Annotated in this window: 21 protein-coding genes; all 21 read left to right on the top strand. The window is 72.9% G+C overall.

What is annotated here, in order from left to right:
• Nucleotides 1-109 precede the first annotated feature (109 nt).
• A complete protein-coding gene (pyrR, locus tag GE115_RS01475) occupies nucleotides 110-658 on the top strand; it encodes a bifunctional pyr operon transcriptional regulator/uracil phosphoribosyltransferase PyrR (protein ID WP_153683037.1) in 549 nt (182 codons plus the stop codon).
• Nucleotides 655-1,605: an aspartate carbamoyltransferase catalytic subunit gene (locus GE115_RS01470; protein ID WP_312854777.1), complete on the top strand. Its 951-nt coding sequence runs from the start codon at nucleotides 655-657 to the stop codon at nucleotides 1,603-1,605. The genes pyrR and GE115_RS01470 overlap by 4 nt, the downstream gene beginning before the upstream one ends.
• Entirely contained in the window at nucleotides 1,602-2,948 is a 1,347-nt protein-coding gene (locus GE115_RS01465) for a dihydroorotase (RefSeq protein WP_153683036.1), read from the top strand. The genes GE115_RS01470 and GE115_RS01465 overlap by 4 nt, the downstream gene beginning before the upstream one ends.
• Nucleotides 2,941-3,489, top strand: coding sequence for a PH-like domain-containing protein (locus GE115_RS01460; RefSeq protein WP_153683035.1), 549 nt, complete (start codon nucleotides 2,941-2,943; stop codon nucleotides 3,487-3,489). The genes GE115_RS01465 and GE115_RS01460 overlap by 8 nt, the downstream gene beginning before the upstream one ends.
• Complete coding sequence (gene carA / locus GE115_RS01455; protein ID WP_153683034.1) at nucleotides 3,486-4,676, top strand: glutamine-hydrolyzing carbamoyl-phosphate synthase small subunit; 1,191 nt, start codon at nucleotides 3,486-3,488, stop codon at nucleotides 4,674-4,676. Before GE115_RS01460 ends, carA begins: the two co-directional genes overlap by 4 nt.
• Complete coding sequence (gene carB, locus GE115_RS01450; protein ID WP_153683033.1) at nucleotides 4,676-7,966, top strand: carbamoyl-phosphate synthase large subunit; 3,291 nt, start codon at nucleotides 4,676-4,678, stop codon at nucleotides 7,964-7,966. Before carA ends, carB begins: the two co-directional genes overlap by 1 nt.
• A complete protein-coding gene (gene pyrF, locus GE115_RS01445; RefSeq protein WP_153683032.1) occupies nucleotides 7,963-8,841 on the top strand; it encodes an orotidine-5'-phosphate decarboxylase in 879 nt (292 codons plus the stop codon). Before carB ends, pyrF begins: the two co-directional genes overlap by 4 nt.
• The gene (gene gmk / locus GE115_RS01440; RefSeq protein ID WP_312854776.1) at nucleotides 8,834-9,817 is read left to right on the top strand and encodes a guanylate kinase; all 984 of its coding nucleotides are present in this window, start codon (nucleotides 8,834-8,836) and stop codon (nucleotides 9,815-9,817) included. Before pyrF ends, gmk begins: the two co-directional genes overlap by 8 nt.
• On the top strand, nucleotides 9,810-10,067 hold the full coding sequence (rpoZ, locus tag GE115_RS01435) for a DNA-directed RNA polymerase subunit omega (RefSeq protein WP_127793552.1): 258 nt from the start codon (nucleotides 9,810-9,812) through the stop codon (nucleotides 10,065-10,067). Before gmk ends, rpoZ begins: the two co-directional genes overlap by 8 nt.
• An 18-nt stretch (nucleotides 10,068-10,085) precedes the next feature.
• Nucleotides 10,086-11,330 carry a bifunctional phosphopantothenoylcysteine decarboxylase/phosphopantothenate--cysteine ligase CoaBC gene (coaBC, locus tag GE115_RS01430; protein WP_153683319.1) on the top strand — a complete coding sequence of 415 codons (1,245 nt, stop codon included), beginning with the start codon at nucleotides 10,086-10,088 and terminating at the stop codon, nucleotides 11,328-11,330.
• 81 nt (nucleotides 11,331-11,411) lie between these two features.
• On the top strand, nucleotides 11,412-12,605 hold the full coding sequence (metK, locus tag GE115_RS01425; RefSeq protein WP_153683030.1) for a methionine adenosyltransferase: 1,194 nt from the start codon (nucleotides 11,412-11,414) through the stop codon (nucleotides 12,603-12,605).
• Between the two features lie 2 nt (nucleotides 12,606-12,607).
• Nucleotides 12,608-14,578: a primosomal protein N' family DNA-binding protein gene (locus GE115_RS01420; protein WP_312854775.1), complete on the top strand. Its 1,971-nt coding sequence runs from the start codon at nucleotides 12,608-12,610 to the stop codon at nucleotides 14,576-14,578.
• A 70-nt stretch (nucleotides 14,579-14,648) separates the two neighbouring features.
• Nucleotides 14,649-15,569: a methionyl-tRNA formyltransferase gene (fmt, locus tag GE115_RS01415; RefSeq protein ID WP_153683317.1), complete on the top strand. Its 921-nt coding sequence runs from the start codon at nucleotides 14,649-14,651 to the stop codon at nucleotides 15,567-15,569.
• 110 nt (nucleotides 15,570-15,679) lie between these two features.
• Complete coding sequence (locus GE115_RS01410; RefSeq protein WP_312854852.1) at nucleotides 15,680-17,050, top strand: RsmB/NOP family class I SAM-dependent RNA methyltransferase; 1,371 nt, start codon at nucleotides 15,680-15,682, stop codon at nucleotides 17,048-17,050.
• A gap of 95 nt (nucleotides 17,051-17,145) precedes the next feature.
• Nucleotides 17,146-17,838 carry a ribulose-phosphate 3-epimerase gene (rpe, locus tag GE115_RS01405; RefSeq protein WP_153683029.1) on the top strand — a complete coding sequence of 231 codons (693 nt, stop codon included), beginning with the start codon at nucleotides 17,146-17,148 and terminating at the stop codon, nucleotides 17,836-17,838.
• Complete coding sequence (locus GE115_RS01400; RefSeq protein ID WP_312854774.1) at nucleotides 17,835-18,098, top strand: phosphoribosyl-ATP diphosphatase; 264 nt, start codon at nucleotides 17,835-17,837, stop codon at nucleotides 18,096-18,098. Before rpe ends, GE115_RS01400 begins: the two co-directional genes overlap by 4 nt.
• Before the next feature lie 48 nt (nucleotides 18,099-18,146).
• Nucleotides 18,147-18,992 (top strand): ATP phosphoribosyltransferase, encoded by an 846-nt coding sequence (hisG, locus tag GE115_RS01395; RefSeq protein ID WP_153683028.1) that lies wholly within the window; start codon nucleotides 18,147-18,149, stop codon nucleotides 18,990-18,992.
• 5 nt (nucleotides 18,993-18,997) lie between these two features.
• Nucleotides 18,998-19,759 carry an imidazole glycerol phosphate synthase subunit HisF gene (hisF, locus tag GE115_RS01390; protein WP_153683027.1) on the top strand — a complete coding sequence of 254 codons (762 nt, stop codon included), beginning with the start codon at nucleotides 18,998-19,000 and terminating at the stop codon, nucleotides 19,757-19,759.
• Nucleotides 19,756-20,115, top strand: a complete 360-nt coding sequence (hisI, locus tag GE115_RS01385) for a phosphoribosyl-AMP cyclohydrolase (protein ID WP_153683026.1) — start codon at nucleotides 19,756-19,758, stop codon at nucleotides 20,113-20,115. The genes hisF and hisI overlap by 4 nt, the downstream gene beginning before the upstream one ends.
• Nucleotides 20,112-21,644: an anthranilate synthase component I gene (locus GE115_RS01380; protein WP_153683025.1), complete on the top strand. Its 1,533-nt coding sequence runs from the start codon at nucleotides 20,112-20,114 to the stop codon at nucleotides 21,642-21,644. Before hisI ends, GE115_RS01380 begins: the two co-directional genes overlap by 4 nt.
• Nucleotides 21,644-22,345, top strand: coding sequence for a Trp biosynthesis-associated membrane protein (locus GE115_RS01375; protein WP_153683024.1), 702 nt, complete (start codon nucleotides 21,644-21,646; stop codon nucleotides 22,343-22,345). The genes GE115_RS01380 and GE115_RS01375 overlap by 1 nt, the downstream gene beginning before the upstream one ends.
• Nucleotides 22,346-22,384: the final 39 nt, after the last annotated feature.

Genomic DNA, 22,384 nt, shown 5'->3' with positions numbered 1-22,384 from the left:
CAGGAGCCCCTCGCGTCGGCGGGCACGCGCCGTCGGACTGCTAGGATCGTCGGGATAACCAACGACCACCTTTAAGGCCGTCCCGTGAGGCGGAGAAGGGAGTCGGCACATGGCACGCGCCGTGCTCAGCCGAGCTGACATCCAGCGGGGGCTCACGCGGATCTCGCACGAGATCCTCGAGTCCAACCGCGGGGCATCCGACCTCGTGATCCTCGGCATCCCGACCCGGGGCGTCGTCCTCGCGCGTCGCATCGCCGAGACCATCGCCCGCATCGAGGCGGAGGCGCCTCCGCCCGCCGAGCTCGCCGGGTCGCTCGACGTGACGATGTACCGCGATGACCTCGCTCGCACGCGAACCCGTACGCCGGCACCCACCCAGTTGCCGCCGGGCGGCATCGACGGCATGACCGTGGTGCTCGTCGACGATGTGCTCTACTCCGGCCGGACCATCCGCGCCGCGCTCGACGCGCTCGCCGACCTCGGGCGCCCGCGCGCCGTGCGCCTCGCGGTGCTCGTCGATCGCGGCCACCGCGAGTTCCCGATCCGGGCCGACTTCGTGGGCAAGAACCTGCCGAGCGCCAAGCACGAGCGCATCAACGTGCGGCTCGACGAGATCGACGGCGAAGACGCCGTGACCATCGAGGGAGGCGACGCGTGAGGCACCTGCTCGCGACCCGCGACCTCAGCCGTGACGAGGCGATCGAACTGCTCGACATCGCCGAGGACATGGCGGCCGTGCAGGAGCGCGAGGTCAAGAAGCTCCCGACCCTGCGCGGCAAGACGGTCGTCAACCTGTTCTTCGAGGACTCGACGCGCACCCGCATCTCGTTCGAGGCGGCGGCGAAACGGCTCTCCGCCGACGTGATCAACTTCAGCGCCAAGGGCTCGAGCGTGTCCAAGGGCGAGAGCCTCAAGGACACCGCGCAGACCCTGCAGGCCATGGGCGCCGACGGCGTCGTCGTCCGGCACCCGTCTTCGGGCGCGCCGCTGGTGCTCGCCACCAGCGGCTGGATCGACGCGGGCGTCGTGAACGCCGGCGACGGCACCCACGAGCATCCCACCCAGGCGCTGCTCGACGCGTTCACCATGCGCCGCCGCCTCCACGGCGCGGCCTCCCGAGGGCGCGACCTCGACGGCGTGCGCATCGTCATCGTCGGCGACATCCTGCACTCGCGGGTCGCGCGCTCGAACGTGTGGCTGCTCGACACGCTCGGCGCCGACGTCACGCTCGTCGCCCCGCCGACGCTGCTGCCCGTCGACCCGAGCGGATGGCCCGCCCGCATCGGCTACGACCTCGACGCCGCGCTCGCGCCGGCGCCCGACGTCGTGATGATGCTGCGCGTGCAGGCCGAGCGCATGCACGCTGCATTCTTCCCCAACAGCCGGGAGTATTCCCGCACCTGGGGCCTCGACGACGCCCGGTTCGACCGGTTGCCGCCGACTACGATGGTCATGCATCCGGGTCCGATGAACCGCGGACTCGAGATCGCCGCCCGCGCCGCCGACTCACCGCAGTCCACCGTGCGCGAGCAGGTCGCGAACGGAGTATCAGTGAGAATGGCCGCCCTCTACCTGCTGCTGTCCGGAGAGCGGGGCGACGCATGAGCGGCCGCATCCTGGTCCGCGGCGCCACCCTGCCGGGCGGCGAGCGCGCCGACCTCCTCGTCGAGGGCGGCGTCATCGCCGAGATCGGCGGCATCGCGGATGCCCCGGGCGCCCACGTGATCGACGCCGACGGGCTCATCGCCCTGCCCGGCCTCGTCGACCTGCACACGCACCTGCGCGAGCCCGGCTACGAGCAGAGCGAGACCGTGCTCACGGGCACGCAGGCCGCCGCCGCCGGCGGGTACACGGCCGTGTTCGCGATGGCGAACACGTTCCCCGTCGCCGACACCGCGGGCGTCGTCGAGCAGGAGCAGCGCCTCGGCCGCACCGCCGGATACGCGACCGTGCAGCCCATCGGCGCGGTCACCGTCGGACTCGAGGGCGAGCAGCTCGCCGAGCTCGGGGCGATGGCCCGCTCGCAGGCGAACGTGCGGGTCTTCTCCGACGACGGATTCTGCGTCGCCGACCCCCAGCTCATGCGCCGCGCGCTCGAGTACGTGAAGGCGTTCGACGGCGTCATCGCCCAGCACGCGCAGGAGCCCCGGCTCACCGTCGGCGCCCAGATGAACGAGGGCGCCCTCTCGGGCGAGCTCGGCCTCGCGGGCTGGCCCGCGGTCGCCGAGGAGTCGATCATCGCGCGCGACGTGCTGCTGGCCGAGCACGTCGGTTCGCGCCTGCACGTGTGCCACCTGTCGACGGCCGGCTCGGTCGAGGTCGTGCGGTGGGCCAAGGCCCGCGGCATCGACGTGACCGCCGAGGTCACGCCCCACCACCTGCTCCTGACCGAAGAGCTGGTCGCCACCTACGACGCCCGCTACAAGGTGAACCCGCCGCTGCGCCGCGCCGAAGACGTGCAGGCGCTGCGTGCTGCGCTCGCCGACGGCACCATCGACATCGTCGCGACCGACCACGCGCCGCACCCCGTCGAGGCCAAGGAATGCGAGTGGGACGCCGCGGCCAACGGCATGGTCGGCCTCGAGTCGGCCCTCTCGGTCGTGCACCAGGCGATGGTCGAGACGGGCCTCCTCGACTGGGCCGGCGTCGCACGCGTCATGTCCGAGACCCCCGCGCGCATCGGCCGCCTCGCCGGGCACGGCACCGCGCTCGCCGCGGGCGCCCCCGCCGAGGTCACCCTGTACGACCCGTCGGCGGCGGGGGAGTTCGACGTCGCCCGCCTGGCGGGGCGCAGCGCCAACTCGCCCTACCTCGGACGAAGGCTCCCCGGACGCGTGGTCGCGACCCTGCACTCGGGCTACGCGACCGTGCTCGACGGCGTCGTGCGCGACGCCCACGAGGTCGCCGGGCTCGCGGCATCCGCGTCGAACGGAGGCGCGCGTGGCTGAGGCCATCGGCATCCTGGTCGCCGTCGTGATCGTCGGCGGCGCGGGATTCCTGATGTGGCGCTCCTGGCGGCGCCGCACCGAACGCGACTCGGTGATGCGGGCGTACCCCGTGCCCGAGCGGCTCGGCGAGGCCGTCGTCTCCGCCGAGGTGCTCTACGTGGCCACGACGCCGGTCGGCCGACCGCTCGAGCGGCTCGCGGTCCAGGGCCTCGCGTTCCGCGGTTCGGGCCACGTCGAGGTCCACCCCGAGGGCGTCGTCCTCCGCATCGCCGGGGAGCAGCCGAGCTTCTTCCCCGCGGCCCGCCTGGTCGGCGCGGGCACGGCGTCGTTCGCCATCGACCGCGGCGTCGAGCCCGAGGGGCTCGTCGCCATCACCTGGATCGTCGACGAGTCGGAGCCGGCCGAGCTGCCGACCCACGTCGACAGCACCCTTCGCGCCCGGTATCCGGGCGACGCCGGCCGCATCATCGCGGCCGTCACCGACATCGCCGCAGCGCACATCACGCTGCGGCCCGACGCAGAGAGCGAGACCGAAGCATGAGTGAGTCGACGCCCCTGACGGGCGCACCCGCAGTGCTCGTCCTCGAAGACGGCACCCGGTACGACGGACGCGCCTACGGCGCGCTCGGCCGCACCCTCGGCGAGGCCGTCTTCGCCACCGGTATGACCGGCTACCAGGAGACGCTGACCGACCCGTCGTACGCCGGGCAGATCGTGCTCATGACCGCGCCGCACATCGGCATCACGGGCATGAACGACGAGGACATGGAATCCGCGCGCATCTGGGTCGCCGGCTACGTCGTGCGCGACCCCGCACGCGTCGTGTCGAACTTCCGTTCGCAGCGCAGCCTCGACGACGACCTCGCCGCGGCAGGCGTCGTCGGCATCGCGGGCATCGACACGCGCGCGGTCACGCGCCACATCCGCTCGGCCGGCGCGATGCGCGCGGGCATCTTCTCGGGGCCGGATGCCTCGCTGACGCCCGGTGAGCAGCTCGACCTCGTCCGCGCCGGTGCCGAGATGTCCGGCCTGAACCTGTCCGGCGAGGTCTCCACGGCGGAGGCGTACACGCTGCCCGCCGCGGGCGAGCGCGTCGGCTCGGTGGCGGTGCTCGACCTCGGGGTGAAGACCTCGACCCTGAATTTCCTCGCCGAGCGCGGCTTCGACGTCCACGTCGTGCCGCAGACGGTGTCGATCGACGAGATCCGCGCGCTCGAACCCGACGCCCTGTTCTTCTCCAACGGGCCGGGCGATCCGGCCGCCTCCGATCGTCACGTCGAGCTCCTGCGCGAGTCGCTGCGCGACGGCCGTCCCTACTTCGGCATCTGCTTCGGCAACCAGCTGCTCGGCCGTGCCCTCGGGTACGAGACCTACAAGCTGCCGTTCGGCCACCGCGGCATCAACCAGCCCGTGCTCGACCGCGCCACCGGCCGGGTCGAGATCACGGCGCACAACCACGGCTTCGCCGTGCGCGCGCCGCTCGAGGGCGTCAGCGAGTCCACCGCGGGCTTCGGGCGCGTCGAGGTCAGCCACGTCGACCTGAACGACGACGTGGTCGAGGGCCTGAACTGCCTCGACATCCCCGCGTTCAGCGTGCAGTACCACCCAGAGTCGGCGGCCGGCCCGCACGACGCCGAATACCTCTTCGATCGTTTCGCCGAGATGGTGCGCGAGCACCAGCGCGGCGTGAGCGCAGGAAACCCTGCCAGCAAGGAGTCCAAGGCCTGATGCCCAAGCGCGCCGACATCAATTCCGTCCTCGTCATCGGGTCGGGCCCGATCGTCATCGGCCAGGCGGCCGAGTTCGACTACTCGGGCACGCAGGCCTGCCGGGTGCTCCGCGCCGAGGGCGTGCGGGTCATCCTGGTGAACCCGAACCCGGCCACCATCATGACCGACCCCGACTTCGCCGACGCGACGTATGTCGAGCCGATCACCCCCGAGGTGATCGAGTCGATCATCGTCAAGGAGAAGCCCGACGCGGTGCTGCCGACCCTGGGCGGCCAGACCGCGTTGAACGCGGCGATCGCGCTGCACGACGCCGGCATCCTCGACAAGCACGGCGTCGAGCTCATCGGCGCCAAGGTCGACGCGATCCGCAAGGGCGAGGATCGCCAGCTCTTCAAGGACCTCGTGATCGCCGCCGGTGCCGACGTGGCCCGCTCGCACGTCGCGAAGACGCTCGAGCAGGCGAAGGAGTTCGCCCTCGACCTCGGCTACCCGCTCGTCGTGCGTCCGTCGTTCACGATGGGCGGCCTCGGTTCGGGGTTCGCGTACACCGAGGAAGACCTCGTGCGCATCGTCACGCAGGGCTTGCACGACTCGCCGACGACCGAGGTGCTCCTCGAGGAGTCCATCCTCGGCTGGAAGGAGTACGAGCTCGAGCTCATGCGCGACACCGCCGACAACACGGTCGTCGTCTGCTCGATCGAGAACGTCGACCCCGTCGGCGTGCACACGGGCGACTCGATCACGGTCGCGCCCGCGCTCACGCTGACCGACCGCGAGTACCAGAACCTGCGCGACATCGGCATCGACATCATCCGCGCCGTGGGCGTCGACACCGGTGGATGCAACATCCAGTTCGCCGTCGACCCGTCGAACGGACGAGTCATCGTCATCGAGATGAACCCGCGCGTCTCGCGCTCCTCGGCGCTCGCGTCGAAGGCCACCGGGTTCCCGATCGCGAAGATCGCCGCGAAGCTCGCCATCGGCTACCGGCTCGACGAGATCCCCAACGACATCACGCGCGTCACGCCGGCGTCGTTCGAGCCGACGCTCGACTACATCGTCGTGAAGGTGCCGCGCTTCGCGTTCGAGAAGTTCCCGGCCGCCGACCCGACGCTGACGACGACCATGAAGTCGGTCGGCGAGGCGATGGCGATCGGTCGCAACTTCGCGACCGCGATGCAGAAGGCGCTGCGCTCGCTCGAGAAGCGCGGCTCGTCGTTCCACTGGGGCGAGGAGTCCCGCTCCGTCGAGGAGCTGCTCGAGGGAGCCTCCGTGCCGACCGACGGCCGGATCATCCTCGTGCAGCAGGCGCTGCGCAAGGGCGCGACGGTCGAGCAGGCCTTCGAGGCCACGAAGATCGACCCGTGGTTCCTCGACCAGATCGTGCTGATCAACGACGTCGCGGCGCACGTGGCCGCGGCCGAGTCGCTCGACCACGACACGCTGCTGCTGGCGAAGGACCACGGCTTCTCCGACGCGCAGATCGCCGAGCTGCGCGGCTTCGGCAGCGAGGCCGACGCGCGCGAGGTGCGTCACATCCTCGGCATCCGGCCGGTGTACAAGACCGTCGACACGTGCGCGGGGGAGTTCCCGGCGCTCACGCCGTACCACTACTCGAGCTACGACCTCGAGACCGAGGTCGTGCCGAGCGACCGCCGCAAGGTGGTCATCCTCGGCTCCGGCCCGAACCGCATCGGGCAGGGCGTCGAGTTCGACTACTCGTGCGTGCACGCCTCGTTCGCGCTCTCGGCCGCAGGGTTCGAGACGATCATGATCAACTGCAACCCCGAGACGGTCTCGACCGACTACGACACGAGCGACCGGCTCTACTTCGAGCCGCTCACGCTCGAGGACGTGCTCGAGGTCATCCACGCCGAGTCGCAGTCGGGCGAGCTCGTCGGGGTGGTCGTGCAGCTGGGCGGCCAGACCGCGCTCGGCCTCGCGAAGGGCCTCGAGGCCGCGGGCGTGCCGATCCTCGGCACGACGCCCTCGGCGATCGACCTCGCTGAGGAGCGCGGCCTCTTCTCGGGCATCCTCGACCAGGCCGGCCTCACCGCGCCGCGCAACGGCACCGCGACCGAGGTCGCGGGGGCCGTGCAGGTCGCCGAGGGCATCGGCTACCCGGTGCTCGTGCGCCCGAGCTACGTGCTCGGCGGGCGCGGTATGGAGATCGTCTACGACACGCCGAGCCTCGTCGACTACTTCGCGCGCATCGAGGGCCAGGGCATCGTCGGGCCGACGCATCCGCTGCTCGTCGACCGGTTCCTCGACGACGCGATCGAGATCGACGTCGACGCGCTCTACGACGGAACCGAGCTCTACGTCGGCGGCGTCATGGAGCACATCGAGGAGGCCGGCGTGCACTCGGGCGACTCGAGCTGCACCCTCCCGCCGGTCACGCTCGGCCGCGCCGAAGTCGACCGCGTGCGCGAGGCGACCCGTGCGATCGCCGAGGGCGTGGGCGTACGGGGCCTGCTGAACGTGCAGTTCGCGATCGGCGCGGGCGTGCTCTACGTGCTCGAGGCGAATCCGCGCGCGAGCCGCACGGTGCCGTTCGTGTCGAAGGCGCTCGGGATTCCGCTCGCGAAGGCCGCGAGCCGCATCATGGTCGGCGCGACCATCCGCGAGCTCGTCGACGAGGGCATGCTGCCCGCCTCCGACGGGTCGCGCGTGCCGCTCGACGCGCCGGTGGCCGTGAAGGAGGCCGTGCTGCCCTTCCATCGCTTCCGCACGCGCGAGGGCATCATGGTCGACTCCGTGCTCGGCCCCGAGATGCGCTCGACGGGCGAGGTCATGGGCATCGACCGCGACTTCCCGACGGCGTTCGCGAAGAGCCAGCTCGCGGCGTACGGCGGCATGCCGACCTCGGGGACCGTCTTCGTCTCGGTGTCCGACCGCGACAAGCGCGCGATCATCCTGCCCGTACTGCGCCTCGCGCAGCACGGCTTCCGGATCACCGCGACCGAGGGCACCGCCGAGGTGCTCCGCCGCAACGGCATCCGCGCCGACGAGGTGCTGAAGTACCACGACAAGCCGACGGAGGACTCGACGAGCATCGTCGAGCTCATCCACCGCGGCGAGGTCGAGGTCGTCGTGAACACGCCGAGCGGCCGCTCGTCGCGCGCCGACGGCTACGAGATCCGCGCGGCGGCCGTGGCCGGGAACATCCCCCTGTTCACGACGATCGCCGAGCTCTCGGCGGCCGTCGCCTCGCTCGACGCCGGTGCCGACGGGTTCGAGGTGACGAGCCTGCAGGAGTACCAGGCGCGACGGGAGAGCGTGGCATGACCGAGGTGGTGCCCTTCGGCGAACGGCTCGCGGCCGTGTTCGCCGCGTACGGCCGGCTCTGCGTGGGCATCGACCCCCACGCGGGCCTGCTCGACCGGTGGGGCCTGCCCGACTCAGCCGAGGGCGTGCGCGAGTTCGGGCTGCGCGTCGTCGAGGCCGCGGCCGACCGAGCCGGCATCGTGAAGCCCCAGGTCGCGTTCTTCGAACGCCACGGCGCCGCGGGCTACCTCGCCCTCGAGCGCGTGCTGCAGGAGGCGCGCGACGCCGACCTGCTGGTCATCGGCGACGTCAAGCGCGGCGACATCGGCTCGACGATGGCCGCGTACGCGGAGCCCTGGCTCACGCCCGGATCGACGCTCGAGGTCGACGCGATCACCGCGAGCCCCTACCTCGGCCTCGGGTCGCTCGAGGACACGATGCGCCTGGCCGAGACGAACGGCAAGGGCGTGTTCGTGCTCGCCGCGACCTCGAACCCCGAGGCCACGGCGATCCAGCGGTCCGTGCTGCAGCAGTCGAGCCGCGCCGGGTCCTCGATCGCCGGGGCCATCGTGTCGGGCGTCGCGGCCTGGAATGCGGGCCGGCTCGAGGTCTCGAACTCCCCGATGGGCACGGCGGGCGTCGTGGTCGGCGCGACGGTGGATCTCGCGGCATCCGGCATCGATCGCGACGTCGACCCGCCGCGTCCGGGGCTCGCGGTGCTCGCGCCCGGGTTCGGGGCGCAGGGCGCCGAGGTGAAGGATCTCCGCACCATCTTCGGCGGCTACTCGGGGGGCGTGATCGTGAGCGAGTCGCGCTCCATCCTGGGCGCCGGCCCCGACGGCATCGCCGAGACCATCGTTCGGCACGTCGACGAGGCGGTGACCGCTGGTGCCTGAGGCCGTGCGCACGCCGCCCGAGGTCGACCGCGTCGCCGCGTCCCGCGCGGCCGTCGCCGCGCGGCGCGCCCGGGCCGCGGTCAAGCAGTCGGTGGCCTCGGGCGAGCGCAGCCCGCTCGACGTGCTCCGCGCCGCCTTCGAGGAACCCGAGGGCGTCGAGGGGCGGCTGCGCGTGACCGAGTTCCTCGGCTCGATCCCCGCCATCGGCGAGACCAAGACCGCGCGCATCATGGACGACCTGCAGATCGCGGCGTCGAAGCGCGTCGGAGGCCTCGGCCGCCTGCAGCGTCGTCGCCTGCGCGAGTTCGTCGCCGACTGGGTCGCCGCACACGGTGGCACCGGCGACCGGCTCGTCGTGCTGGCCGGGCCGACGGCCGTCGGCAAGGGCACCGTCGCGCAGCACATCCGCGCCAACCACCCCGACGTGCGGCTGTCGATCTCGGCGACGACCCGGTCGCCGCGTCCCGGGGAGGTGCACGGCGAGCACTACTACTTCGTCGACGACGCCGAGTTCGACCGCATGATCGAGCGCGGCGACCTGCTCGAGTGGGCGACCGTGCACAACGCCTATCGGTACGGCACGCCGCGCGGCCCCGTCGAGCAGGCGATCGCCGAGGGCGACAGCGTCCTCCTCGAGATCGACATCCAGGGCGCCCGGTCGGTGCGCCGGGCGATGCCCGAGGCGACGCTCGTGTTCCTGCTGCCGCCGTCGTGGGAGGAACTGGTCCGCCGACTCGTCGGCCGCGGCACCGAGTCGCCCGCCGAGCAGCAGCGCCGGCTCGAGACGGCGAAGGTCGAGCTCGCGGCCGTCGACGAGTTCGACCACCGCGTCGTCAACCGCGACGTCGGCGAGGCCGCGAGAAAGGTCGTAGACTTGATGCGGCCCCGAACGGGCAGGCGACCCGCCGCCGTTCGCCACGAACTTCCGCGCACCGGGGGTGCGCGCCCATCGAACGAGGAGACCTCCCATGGCTGAGAAGCAGTCCGGCATCATCGACCCGCCCATCGACGACCTGCTCTCGAAGGTCGACTCGAAGTACCAGCTGGTGATCTTCGCGTCCAAGCGCGCGCGCCAGATCAACGACTACTACGCCGACCTGCACGAGGGCAGCCTGTTCGACAACGTCGGCCCGCTCGTCGACTCGTCGATCGACGACAAGCCCCTCACGGTCGCCCTCCACGAGATCAACGAGGACAAGCTCCGGCTCCGCCCGCTGGGCGAGTAGGCCCGGCGCGCCGTGCCGCTGAACGTCGTCGTCGGCATCGCCGGCGGCATCGCGGCCTACAAGGCCGTCGGGGTGGTCCGTGCGCTCGTGCTCGCGGGCCACGACGTCCACGTCGTGCCCACCGAGGCGGCCCTGCGCTTCGTCGGCCGGCCGACGCTCGAGGCGATCTCGCGCAACCCGGTGCACACCGACCTCTACGAGGGCGTCGCCGAGGTGCGTCACGTGGCCATCGGCCAGGCGGCCGACTTGATCGTCATCGCTCCGGCCACGGCGAACACGATCGCGAAGCTCGCGACGGGCCTCGCCGACGACCTGCTCGGCAACACGGTGCTCGCGAGCGAGGCACCGCTCGTGATCGCGCCCGCGATGCACACCGAGATGTGGCGGCATCCCGCCACGCAGGCGAACATCGCGACGCTCGCCGCCCGCGGCGTCACGATCGTCGGCCCCGCCGTCGGGCAGCTGACCGGCGCCGACTCCGGTCCCGGCCGCATGGAGGAACCCGAGGTCATCGTGGGCGCCGCGCTGGCCGCCTTCGAACGACGGGCGGATGCCTCGGCCGCCGACCCTGCGCACGGCGCCGCACTCGACCTCGCCGGTCGCCGCGTCGTGATCTCCGCGGGCGGCACGCGCGAGCCGCTCGACCCTGTGCGCTTCCTCGGCAACCGCTCGAGCGGCAAGCAGGGCGTCGCGATCGCCGAGGCCGCACGGGCGCGCGGCGCCGACGTGGTGCTCGTCGCCGCGAACCTCGAGATCGCCGAACCGGCCGGATGCGACATCCGCCACGTGTCGACCGCGCTGGAACTGCGCGACGCGATGCAGGTCGCCGCGCGCGACGCCGACGTCGTCGTCATGGCCGCGGCCGTGGCCGACTACCGTCCGGCTGCGGTCAGCCAGGGCAAGATCAAGAAGGACGCCGGCGACGGCGGGCTCACGCTCGAGCTCGTCCGCAACCCCGACATCCTCGCCGAACTGGGCCGCGCGCCGCACGACGGCACCCTCCTCGTCGGCTTCGCCGCCGAGACCGAGCCCGATCCCGAGCGACTGCTCGAGCTCGCCCGCGCCAAGCGCGAGGCCAAGCGCGCGGACCTGCTCGTCGTGAACCGGGTCGGCTGGAGCGAGGGATTCGCCGCCGACGAGAACCGCGTGAGCGTCATCGGCGACGACGGCCGCGTCGTCACCGAGCTTCACGGAAGCAAGGTGTCGGTAGCGCAGGGCATCCTCGACGTGGTTGCCTCGGTATTGCCGGCAGCCGAACGATGACCGTCGCCGTGCATCGACCGGCACCGCTGCCGAGTCGAACCGGCACCACCACGACCACCCGCGAGTGAGGACGAACCCCCGATGACCGACCTGCGACTGTTCACCTCGGAGTCCGTCACCGAGGGCCACCCCGACAAGATCTGCGACCAGATCTCCGACACGATCCTCGACGCGCTCATCTCCGCCGACCCGAACGCCCGGGTCGCGGTCGAGACGCTCGTGACCACGGGGCTCGTGCACGTCGCGGGCGAGGTGACGACGTCGACCTACGTCGAGATCCCCGCGATCGTGCGGCAGAAGATCACCTCGATCGGGTACGACTCGTCGGATGTGTGGTTCGACGGCCGCTCGTGCGGCGTCTCCGTCTCGATCGGCGGCCAGTCGCCCGACATCGCGCAGGGCGTCGACCACGCCTTCGAGGCGCGCGAGGGTTCGAGCGCCGACGCGCTCGACATGCAGGGTGCCGGCGACCAGGGCATCATGTTCGGCTACGCCGTGCGCGAGACGCCCGAACTCATGCCCGTGCCGATCTGGCTCGCGCACCGGATGGCCGAGCGGCTCTCGCAGGTGCGAAAGGCCGGCGAGCTCGACTACCTCCGCCCCGACGGCAAGACCCAGGTCACCGTCGGCTACGACGGGCAGACGCCGCGTACGGTCGAGACCGTGGTGCTCTCGACGCAGCACTCGCCCCAGGTGTCGACCGAACAGCTGCGGGCCGAGGTGGAAGAGCTCGTGATCCGCCCCGTCCTCGAGACCGTCGACCTCGCCACGGGCGGTCTGAACGTGCTGATCAATCCGACCGGCCGCTTCGAGATCGGCGGACCGCAGGGCGACGCGGGCCTGACCGGTCGCAAGATCATCATCGACACCTACGGCGGCGCGAGCCGCCACGGCGGCGGCGCGTTCAGCGGCAAGGACCCGTCGAAGGTCGACCGCTCCGCGGCGTACGCCATGCGCTGGGCGGCCAAGAACGCCGTCGCCGCGGGCCTGGCCGACCGGCTCGAGCTGCAGGTCGCGTACGCGATCGGCAAGGCGGCACCCGTCGGCCTCTACGTCGAGACCTTCGGCACCGGCCACCTGCCCGACGAGCGCATCATCGCGGCCATCCGCGAGGTGTTCGACCTGCGCCCGGCGGCGATCATCCGCGACCTCGACCTGCTGCGGCCGATCTACGCGCAGACCTCGGCGTACGGCCACTTCGGCCGCGAGCTGCCCGACTTCACGTGGGAACGGCTCGATCGCGTCGACGACCTGCGCCAGGCCGCCGGCCTCTGAGCGTGGCCGAGGGGCCGGTCGCGCGGGTCCTCATCGACTCGCCGCTGCCGCAGCTCGACCAGCTGTTCGACTACCGAGTACCCGAACGGCTGCGCGAGTTCGCGCGCCCCGGCATGCGCGTGCGCGCACCGCTGCGCACGGGCGGGCGCATCGCCAACGGCTGGCTCGTCGAGCTCGTCGACGAGAGCGACTACGGCGGCCGGCTCAGCGAACTCGAGGACGTCGTCGGCGAGGTGCCGCTGCTGACCTCCGACGTGTGGCGGCTCGTGCGCGCCGCGGCCGATCGCGCCGCGGGCAACGCCTCCGACATCCTGCGGATCGCGATCCCGTCGCGATACGTGCGCGTCGAGCGGTCGTGGCTGCAGGCGAACGCCGACGCGGCATCCGTCGAGGCGGGTGCGCTGCCCGACGAAGCGGAGATCGAGGGATTCGAGGCCGGGCGAGTGGCGGCGGGCATCGCCGCGGGGGAGCGGCTCGCGCTCGGCGCCGACCCTCGACCCGTTCGGCTGGCCTCGGGCGCCTGGGTCGGCGCGTGGGCCGTGACCCTCGCGCAGGCCGCCCGCACCGTGCTCGCCGCCGACCGATCGAGCCTGCTGGTCGTGCCCGACCACCGCGACCAGGAGCAGCTCGAGGCGGCGCTCGCCGAGCAGGTCGACCCCCGGCGCATCCTGCGCACCGACGCGCGCCAGTCGGGCGGCGACCGGTACCGGTCCTTCCTGGATGCGACGGGCGAGGCCGCGCGGATCCTCGTCGGCAACCGTTCGACGGTCTACGCCCCCGCCGCGAGGCTCGGCCTCATCGCGCTGTGGGACGACGGGGATCCGCTCCACGCCGAACCGCTGGCGCCTGGCGTGCACGCGCGCGATGCCGCGCTCATCCGCCAGGAGCAGTCCGGCGCGGCCCTGCTCTTCCTCGGGCACACCCGCAGCGTCGAGGTCGCCCGCCTGGTCGAGGTCGGCTGGGTGCACGAGGTCGCACCGGCGCGCCAGGTGCGGCCGCGCATCGTCCTCACCGAGCAGCAGGACGCGCCCGAACCGGGCTCCGCGCGCATCCCCTCCGCCGCGTGGCGCCAGGCTCAAGAGGCGGTGGCCCAGGGGCCCGTGCTCGTGCAGGTGGCCCGCCCCGGTCACACGCCGATGCTCGTGTGCGACCGGTGTCGCGAACCCGCGCGCTGCGCGGCGTGCGGCGGGCCGCTCGCGGTGCCCTCTGCCGGAGGGCAGCCGCAGTGCAGCCGGTGCGGCACGGCCGCCACCGGCTGGCGGTGCGCGGTCTGCGAGGGCACGAAGCTGCGCGCCGCCACGGTCGGTGCGACGCGGACCGCCGAGGAACTCGGGCGGGCTTTCCCGCGCGCGCGGATCATCCTCTCCGACGGCGAACGGCAGGTATCGAAGGTCGGCGCGGAGCCCGCGCTGGTCATCGCCACACGCGGCGCCGAACCCGTCGCCGACGGCGGATACCGGGCCGTGCTGCTGCTCGACGGCGATCGGATGCTCCTGCGCGAGTCCTTGCGCGTCGCCGAGGACTGCCTGCGCTGGTGGTCGAATGCGGCCGCCCTCGCCGCGCCGCGTGCTCCGGTGTTCCTCGTCGGCGTCGGCGGCGCGCTCGGCGGGGCGTTCGCGACCTGGCGCCAGACCGAATGGGCGGCGACCGAGCTCGCGACCCGGCAGGAGACGCGCTTCCCGCCTGCCGTGCGCATGGCGAGCGTGGTCGCGGCATCCGACCGCCTCGCGAAGGCGATGGAAGCGGTGCGCGAGGCCGCGCCGGGAATCGGCGTCATCGGGCCGGCGCCCGCCGACGACGGCCTCGAACGCGTCATCGTACGATTCGAATACGCCGCCGGAAGCCGGGTCGCCGCCACCCTGAAGGCCGAGGCGATCCGTGCCGCGACCGAGCGCCGGCGCCCGGTCGCCGGGCGCCGGCCCGGGCGGCCGCCGACGCTGCGCGTGCGGTTGGACGACCCCGAGCTGCCGTGACCCGAGCCGGACGCGGAGGATGCGCGCGCCGGGGGACCGTGCGATCCGGGAGACTGGGAGGGTGACCTCCCTGCGCATCGTCTTCGCCGGAACCCCCGCCGCCGCGGTCCCGAGCCTCGAGCGGCTCGCGGCGACCGGCCACGACATCGTCGCGGTCGTGACGCGGCCCGACGCGCCCCTCGGGCGAAAGCGCGCGCTCACCCCGTCGCCCGTTGCGCAGGCGGCCGAGCGGCTGGGACTGCCGGTGATCCGCGCCGCACGCCTCGACGCGGAGGCGACGACCGCGATCACCGCGCTCGCGCCCGACCTCGGGGTGATCGTCGCGTACGGGGGCCTCGTGCGCGAACCGCTGCTCTCGGCGCCGGCGAACGGATGGATCAACCTGCACTTCTCCCTGCTGCCGGCCTGGCGCGGCGCCGCACCCGTGCAGCATTCGCTGATCGCGGGCGACGCCGAGATCGGCGCGGCCGTGTTCCGGCTCGTGCCCGAGCTCGACGCCGGCGACGTCTACGGCGAGCTGCGCCGACCCGCCGACGAGGTCTCGACCGCAGGCGAGGTGCTCGAGCAGCTCGCCCACGAGGGAGGGGTGCTCCTCGCCGAGGTCGTCGACGCCATCGGCGCCGGCACCGCCCGCGCGACACCGCAGTCGGGTGAGCCCTCATTCGCGCCGAAGCTCACGATCCACGACGGTCGGCTCGACTGGACCGCACCGGCGCATGAGGTCCTCGCCCGGTACCGCGGTGTGACGCCCGAGCCCGGCGCCTGGACAACCGTGGGCGGCGACCGCGTGAAGGTGCTCGAGGCCCGGCCCGCCGACGGGGTCGGCGAGCCGCTGCGCCCCGGCGAGCTGCGCGTCGAGCGACGGCGGGTGCTCGCGGGCACCGCGACCGATCCCGTCGAACTCGTGCGCGTGCAACCGGCCGGCAAGGCGGCGATGGCCGCCGCCGACTGGGGCCGGGGCCTGCCGGCGGGCTCCCGCGAACTGGGCTGAGCCCGGCGGGCGGGCGACGCCCGTACAGTTGACGGGTGGCATCGCACCAGGACCGCCCGCGCCGCGGCACCTCACCTCGCTCGACGCGTCAACAGGCCGAACCGCGCCAGGTGCGCGTCTCGCCCTCGCGGATCGTCGCCTATGAAGTGCTCGAGGCCGTGCGCGCCGACGAGGCGTACGCGAACCTGCTGCTGCCCAACCGCATCGATCGGTCGAAGCTCAGCGAGGCCGACGCGGCGCTCGCGACCGAGCTGACCTATGGCACCCTGCGCATGCAGGGGTTCTACGACGCCGTCATCGCGCTCGCGGCCGACCGGCCGACCGACCGGATCGACCCGCCGGTCCTCGACATCCTGCGGCTCGGCGTGCACCAGTTGCTCGCCACGCGCGTGCCCACGCACGCCGCCGTCAACGAGTCCGTCGTCCTCGCCAAGCGCATCTCTCCGGGCGCCAGCGGGTTCGTGAACGGCGTGCTGCGCACCGTCTCCCGCTCCACGGCCGAGGAGTGGCGCGGCTGGGTCGAGCAGGAGACGCGCGGCGGTGCCGACGCGAAGCTCGCCGCGGTGACCTCGCATCCCGAGTGGATCGTGCGCGCGCTGCGGGCGGCCCTTGCCCGCGAGGACCGCGCCGACGAGCTCGACGCGCTGCTGGCCGCCGACAACGCGTCGCCGCGCGTCAACCTCGTCGCACTCCCGGGCCTCGGCGACGAGACGCCCGACGACCTCGGCGATCCGAACCGCTTCTCGCCGATCGGCCTCACGGCACCGCGGCCGCTCGACCTCGTGGCGGCGCACGAGGGCCGGGTCCGCGTGCAGGACGAGGGTTCCCAGCTCGCGGCGCTCGCGCTCAGCCGCGCGCGCCCGGTGACCCCCGGGGAACGCTGGCTCGACCTGTGCGCCGGCCCGGGCGGCAAGACCGCGGTGCTGGCCGCGGAGGCCCTCGCCGGCGACGCGATCCTCACCGGCAACGAACTCGTGCCCGCCCGTGCCGAGCTCGTTCGGCGTGCGGTCGCGGGCGTGCCGCTCGACGTGCGGGTCGTGGTCGGCGACGGACGCCGGGCCGAGGCATCCGACCTGGGCGCCGAAGACGGCTTCGACCGCATCCTGCTCGACGCGCCCTGCACGGGGCTCGGCGCGCTGCGCCGACGGCCGGAGGCCAGGTGGCGCAAGGCGCCGTCCGATGTCGCCGAGCTGACCGCGCTGCAGGGCGACCTGTTCGACGCCGCCGTGCGGCTGCTCGCACCCGACGGCCTGCTCGCCTACGTCACGTGCTCGCCGCACGCGTCGGAGACGCACGGCACGCTGACCGCGGCGCTCGAGCGGTGGGGCGGACGCATCGAGGCGGTCGACGCGCGCGAGGTCGTGCAGTCGGTCGTGCGCGAGCCGCTCGACCTCGCGGGAGAGGGCCCGACGGTGCAGCTCTGGCCGCACCGCCACGGCACCGACGCGATGTTCATCGCGCTGGTGCGCCGGGTCGGCTGAGCCGCCCACGGCGACGCGCTCGCCACCCCGCCGCGACGCGCTCGTCGCCCTGCCGTGACGCGCTCGCCACCCTGCCGCTCGCTAGGCTCGGGGCCATGACGACGCGCATCAACCCGAGCATCCTCGCCGCCGACTTCGCGAACCTCGAGCACGAGCTCGGGCGCATCTCGTCGGCCGACCTCGTGCACGTCGACATCATGGACAACCACTTCGTGCCGAACCTGACCTTCGGCCTGCCGATGGTCGAGCGGCTCGCGCAGGTCAGCCCCGTGCCGCTCGACGTGCACCTCATGATCGACGACCCCGACCGGTGGGCGCCGGGCTACGCCGAGGCGGGGGCCGCGAGTGTGACGTTCCATGTCGAGGCCGCCGCCGACCCGGTGCGCCTCGCGCGCCGGCTCCGCGAGATCGGCGCGCGGGCCGGGCTGGCGCTGAAGCCGGGCACCGAGGTCGAGCCCTGGCTCGACCTGCTCGGCGAGTTCGACCAGGTGCTCGTCATGACGGTCGAGCCGGGCTTCGGCGGGCAGTCGTTCATGCCCGAGACCATGCCGAAGCTCCGCCGCACGGCCGAGGCGGTCCGGGCGGCCGGCCTCGACGTCTGGCTGCAGGTCGACGGCGGCATCACGGTCGACACCATCGGCATCGCCGCCGAGGCGGGGGCCGACACGTTCGTCGCCGGGTCGGCCGTCTTCCGGGGCCAGCCTGCCGAGCAGATCGCCGCCCTCCGCGCGGCGGTGGCCGGCCACCGCCATGGCGCATCCGCGCGCACCGGTAGTCTGGGAGCGTGAAGACCTTCGACGACCTGTTCGTCGAGCTCAGCGACAAGGCCCGAACCCGCCCCGAGGGTTCCGGCACGGTGCGCGAGCTCGATGCCGGCGTGCACGCCATCGGCAAGAAGATCGTCGAGGAGGCGGCCGAGGTCTGGATGGCCGCCGAGTACCAGAGCGACGACGAGACGGCCGAGGAGATCTCGCAGCTGCTGTACCACCTGCAGGTGCTGCTCCTCGCGAAGGGGCTCACCCCCGCGGACGTGTACCGACATCTCTGATCGGCCCATCCCATGACCGATCCGTTCCGTCCACACGAAAGCCAGGGAATGCTCCGCATCGCCGTGCCCAACAAGGGCTCGCTGTCCGAAACCGCCGCCCAGATGCTCCACGAGGCCGGATACACCGGCCGCCGCGACCCGCGCGACCTGCACACCGCCGATCCGCGCAACGGGGTCGAGTTCTTCTACCTGCGCCCGCGCGACATCGCGACGTACGTCGGCTCGGGCGCCCTCGATGTCGGCATCACCGGCCGCGACCTGCTGCTCGACTCCGGCTCCGAGGCATCCGAGATCGCGTCGCTCGGCTTCGGCGACTCGACCTTCCGCTTCGCCGCGCCGGCGGGCGGCGACTTCACCGACCTCGCCGACCTCGACGGCGTTCGCGTGGCGACCAGCTACCCGGGCCTCGTCGGCGACTTCCTCGCGGCGAGGGGCGTGACGCCAGCGAAGCTCGTCAAGCTCGACGGCGCGGTGGAGTCGGCGGTCCGCCTCGGCGTGGCCGACGCGGTCGCCGACGTCGTCTCGACGGGGTCGACCCTCCGACAGGCCGGCCTCGAGATCTTCGGCCCCGTCATCCTCGAGTCCGAGGCCGTGCTCATCGCCTCCGGCACCGAGCAGCCGGGCACCGCGACGCTCGTCCGCCGGCTCCAGGGCGTGCTCGTGGCCCGCCAGTACGTGCTGCTCGACTACGACGTTCCGGTGGCGAACCTCGAGCGGGCGACCGCCGCCGCCCCCGGCTTCGAGTCGCCGACCGTCTCGCCGCTGCACGATCCCGAGTGGGTGGCCGTGCGCGTGATGATCCCGCGTGTCGACATGAACCACGTCATGGACGAGCTGTACGCCGTGGGCGCGCGGGCGATCCTCGTGTCGGCGATCCACGCCGCGAGGCTGTGAGCGCGATGACCCTCGCCGTCCGCGTGATCCCGTGCCTCGACGTGGCCGCCGGCCGCGTCGTCAAGGGTGTGAACTTCCAGAACCTCCGCGACGCCGGCGACCCCGTCGAGCTCGCCGCGAGGTACTCGGCGCAGGGTGCCGACGAGCTGACCTTCCTCGACGTGACCGCGACGGTCGACGACCGCTCGACCACGTACGACATGGTGCAGCGGGTGGCCGAGCAGGTGTTCATCCCGCTGACGGTCGGCGGCGGCGTGCGCTCGGCCGACGACGTCGCGCGCCTGCTCGGGCACGGCGCCGACAAGATCGGCGTGAACAGCGCCGCGATCGCCCGGCCCCAGCTGATCGCCGAGATCGCCGACCGGTTCGGCGCGCAGGTCGTCGTGCTCTCGCTCGACGTCAAGCGATCGGATGCCACGGAGTCGGGCTTCGTCGTGACCACGCACGGCGGCCGGACCGAGACCGACCTCGATGCACTCGAGTGGGCGCGCCGGGCGATCGAGCTGGGCGCCGGTGAGCTGCTGGTCAACTCGATCGACGCCGACGGCACCAAGCAGGGATTCGACCTCGAACTGACCGCGCTCATGCACGAGCTGTCGAGCGTGCCCGTGATCGCGTCGGGCGGTGCCGGTGCGGCCGCCGACTTCGCGCCCGCCGTCGCGGCGGGTGCCGACGCGGTGCTCGCGGCATCCGTGTTCCACAACGGCGAGGTGACGATCGACGAGGTGAAGGCGGCCCTCAGGGCCGACGGGAGGACCGTCCGATGACGACGACCGAGCTCGAGGCGGCGCTGGACCGCGCCGCGTTCAACGGCGACGGGCTGCTGCCCGCCGTGATCCAGCAGTGGGACACGCGCGAGGTGCTCATGCTCGGCTGGATGGACCGGGAGGCGCTGCGCCGCACCCTGACCGAGGGGCGGGTGACCTTCTGGTCGCGCTCGCGGCAGGAGTACTGGCGCAAGGGCGACACCTCGGGGCACCGCCAGTACGTGAAGTCGGCGGCGTTCGACTGCGACGCCGACACGCTCCTGGTCGAGGTCGACCAGGTGGGCGTTGCGTGCCACACGGGCACGCGCACGTGCTTCGACGGCGACCCGCTGCGGGTCGAGGTGGGGGAGCGATGACCGCGAGTGCGTCCGCCACGACTCGGTTCGACGACTTCGACGGGCTGCTCGAGGGCCGACGGGTCGTGCCCGTCGTGCGCGAGCTGTTCGCCGACGGCGAGACGCCGGTGGGCATCTATCGCAAGCTGGCCGGCGGACGCCCGGGCACCTTCCTGCTGGAGTCGGCCGAACAGGGCGGCATCTGGTCGAGGTACTCGTTCGTCGGCGCGGCCTCGTACGGCGTGCTCACCGAGCACGAGGGGCGGGTGACCTGGCAGGACTACGGCCTCGACGCCGATCGGGCGCTCGGCGACGCCGCCCGACTCGCTCCGCTGGCCGCGCTCGAGGCGCTGCACGAGCGCTGGGCGACTGAAGACGTTCCGGGCGCACCGCCGCTGACCGGCGGCCTCGTCGGATTCATCGGCTGGGAGGCGATCCGCCAGATCGAGCACCTCCCGAACCGCCCTCCCGCGGAGTTCGCGGTGCCCGGCCAGGCGTTCTCGTTCGTCTCCGAGCTGGCGGTCATCGACCACCGCACGGGAACCGTGCAGCTCGTGGCATCCGTGCTGAACGACGGCGTCGACGACGCGGCGGCGCTGTGGGCCGACGCGCAGTCTCGCCTCGACCGCATGCAGGCGGCGCTGTCGCAGCCGTCGGAGGCCCACCTCGCCGAGATCGACCTGACCGCGGCCGCCGACCCCCGGCACCGCACCGCGAAGGCCGATTTCCTCGCGGCGGTCGATCGCTCGAAGGAGTACATCCGCGAGGGCGACATCTTCCAGGTCGTCGTCTCGCAGCGGTTCGAGCAGGAGGCGACCGCGCACCCCGTCGACGTGTACCGCGTGCTGCGCACGCTGAACCCGAGCCCGTACATGTACCTGCTGCACCTCGAGGGCGTCGACGGCGAGCCGTACTGGATCGTGGGCTCCTCGCCCGAGGCGCTCGTGAAGGTCGAGGACGGCCGGGTCTACACGCACCCGATCGCGGGCTCGAAGCCGCGCGGGGCGACGCCCGAGGCCGATGCCGACCTGCAGGCCGAGCTGACGAGCGATCCCAAGGAGCAGGCCGAGCACCTCATGCTCGTCGACCTCGCCCGCAACGACCTCGCGAAGGTCTGCACCGCCGGTTCGGTCGAGGTGACCGAGTTCATGCGCGTCGAGCGGTTCAGCCACATCATGCACCTCGTGTCATCGGTCGAGGGCGACCTGGCCGCCGGCCGCAACGCGATCGACGTGTTCCGTGCGACGTTCCCCGCCGGCACGCTGTCGGGTGCGCCGAAGCCGCGCGCCCTCGAGATCATCGACGAGCTGGAGCCGGCGCAGCGCGGCGTGTACGGCGGCGTCGTCGGGTACTTCGGGTTCGGCGGCGACGCCGACCTCGCGATCGCGATCCGCACGGCGGTCATCGCGGGCGGCGTCGCGCGCGTGCAGGCAGGCGGCGGGCTCGTCGCCGATTCCGATCCCGAGTCCGAGTACGAGGAGTCGCGCAACAAGGCCGCGGCGCCGCTTCGCGCGGTCGCCGTCGCGAACGCGATGCGAAGGATCGGCTGATGCGACGCGAGCGGATGAAGCTGCCGTCGATCCTCCTCGCGATCGCCGGCGGCGGGCTGGCGCTGCTCTCGTGGAGCCAGCCGTGGTTCGGCCTGGTGCTCGAGGGCGCTGCCGGCGGCGGTGCGCTCATCGAGGTGCCGGGGCAGGTCGCGTCGCCGGCACTCGCGGCCCTCGGCCTGGCCGGGCTCGCCCTCGCCGGCGCGCTGGCGATCGCCGGGCCGGGCATCCGCGTCGTGCTCGGCATCCTCGCCGCCCTGCTCGGCGGGTGCGTGCTGCTCGCCGCCGGGCTGTCGCTGGGCGATCCGGTCGGTTCCGTCTCGCCGGCGGTGACGGATGCCACGGGCGTCGCCGGGCAGGGTCCGACGGCCGAGCTCGTCGCCGAGGCGGTCGCGACGTTCTGGCCGGTGGTCGCCGTGATCGGCGGCGTGCTGCTGGTCGCCGCCGGCGTGCTCGTGCTCGCCACCGGCGCCGCGTGGCCGAGGTCGTCGCGGCGCTACCGCGACGCGGGCGCGGCCTTCGAGCCGGCCGATTCGCCGTCGCCTGCGTCCGAGGCGCAGTCCGCCGCATCGGGCGGCTCGCGTGAGTCGGGCGGCTCGTCGCCGGCATCGCCATCGGATGCCTCGCGCCCGGCTCGCACCGCCTCCGACCGTGCGATCGACGACTGGGACGATCTCAGCCGCGGCGACGATCCCACCGACTGACCGCCGCGACGCGGCGGCGCGCGACATCCGCCGTCGTCG

The organism is Agromyces agglutinans (assembly GCF_009647605.1).
Lineage (GTDB): Bacteria > Actinomycetota > Actinomycetes > Actinomycetales > Microbacteriaceae > Agromyces > Agromyces agglutinans.
Note: the sequence above shows the minus strand (reverse complement) of the source record. Positions and strands in the feature narration are given on the sequence as shown.

What these genes read in the sequence shown, in the direction of transcription:
- pyrR (WP_153683037.1), top strand. Translation starts at nt 110, where the DNA reads ATGGCACGCGCCGTGCTCAGCCGAGCTGACATCCAGCGGGGGCTCACG.
- GE115_RS01465 (WP_153683036.1), top strand. Translation starts at nt 1,602, where the DNA reads ATGAGCGGCCGCATCCTGGTCCGCGGCGCCACCCTGCCGGGCGGCGAG.
- carA (WP_153683034.1), top strand. Translation starts at nt 3,486, where the DNA reads ATGAGTGAGTCGACGCCCCTGACGGGCGCACCCGCAGTGCTCGTCCTC.
- carB (WP_153683033.1), top strand. Translation starts at nt 4,676, where the DNA reads ATGCCCAAGCGCGCCGACATCAATTCCGTCCTCGTCATCGGGTCGGGC.
- pyrF (WP_153683032.1), top strand. Translation starts at nt 7,963, where the DNA reads ATGACCGAGGTGGTGCCCTTCGGCGAACGGCTCGCGGCCGTGTTCGCC.
- rpoZ (WP_127793552.1), top strand. Translation starts at nt 9,810, where the DNA reads ATGGCTGAGAAGCAGTCCGGCATCATCGACCCGCCCATCGACGACCTG.
- metK (WP_153683030.1), top strand. Translation starts at nt 11,412, where the DNA reads ATGACCGACCTGCGACTGTTCACCTCGGAGTCCGTCACCGAGGGCCAC.
- rpe (WP_153683029.1), top strand. Translation starts at nt 17,146, where the DNA reads ATGACGACGCGCATCAACCCGAGCATCCTCGCCGCCGACTTCGCGAAC.
- hisG (WP_153683028.1), top strand. Translation starts at nt 18,147, where the DNA reads ATGCTCCGCATCGCCGTGCCCAACAAGGGCTCGCTGTCCGAAACCGCC.
- hisF (WP_153683027.1), top strand. Translation starts at nt 18,998, where the DNA reads ATGACCCTCGCCGTCCGCGTGATCCCGTGCCTCGACGTGGCCGCCGGC.
- hisI (WP_153683026.1), top strand. Translation starts at nt 19,756, where the DNA reads ATGACGACGACCGAGCTCGAGGCGGCGCTGGACCGCGCCGCGTTCAAC.
- GE115_RS01380 (WP_153683025.1), top strand. Translation starts at nt 20,112, where the DNA reads ATGACCGCGAGTGCGTCCGCCACGACTCGGTTCGACGACTTCGACGGG.
- GE115_RS01375 (WP_153683024.1), top strand. Translation starts at nt 21,644, where the DNA reads ATGCGACGCGAGCGGATGAAGCTGCCGTCGATCCTCCTCGCGATCGCC.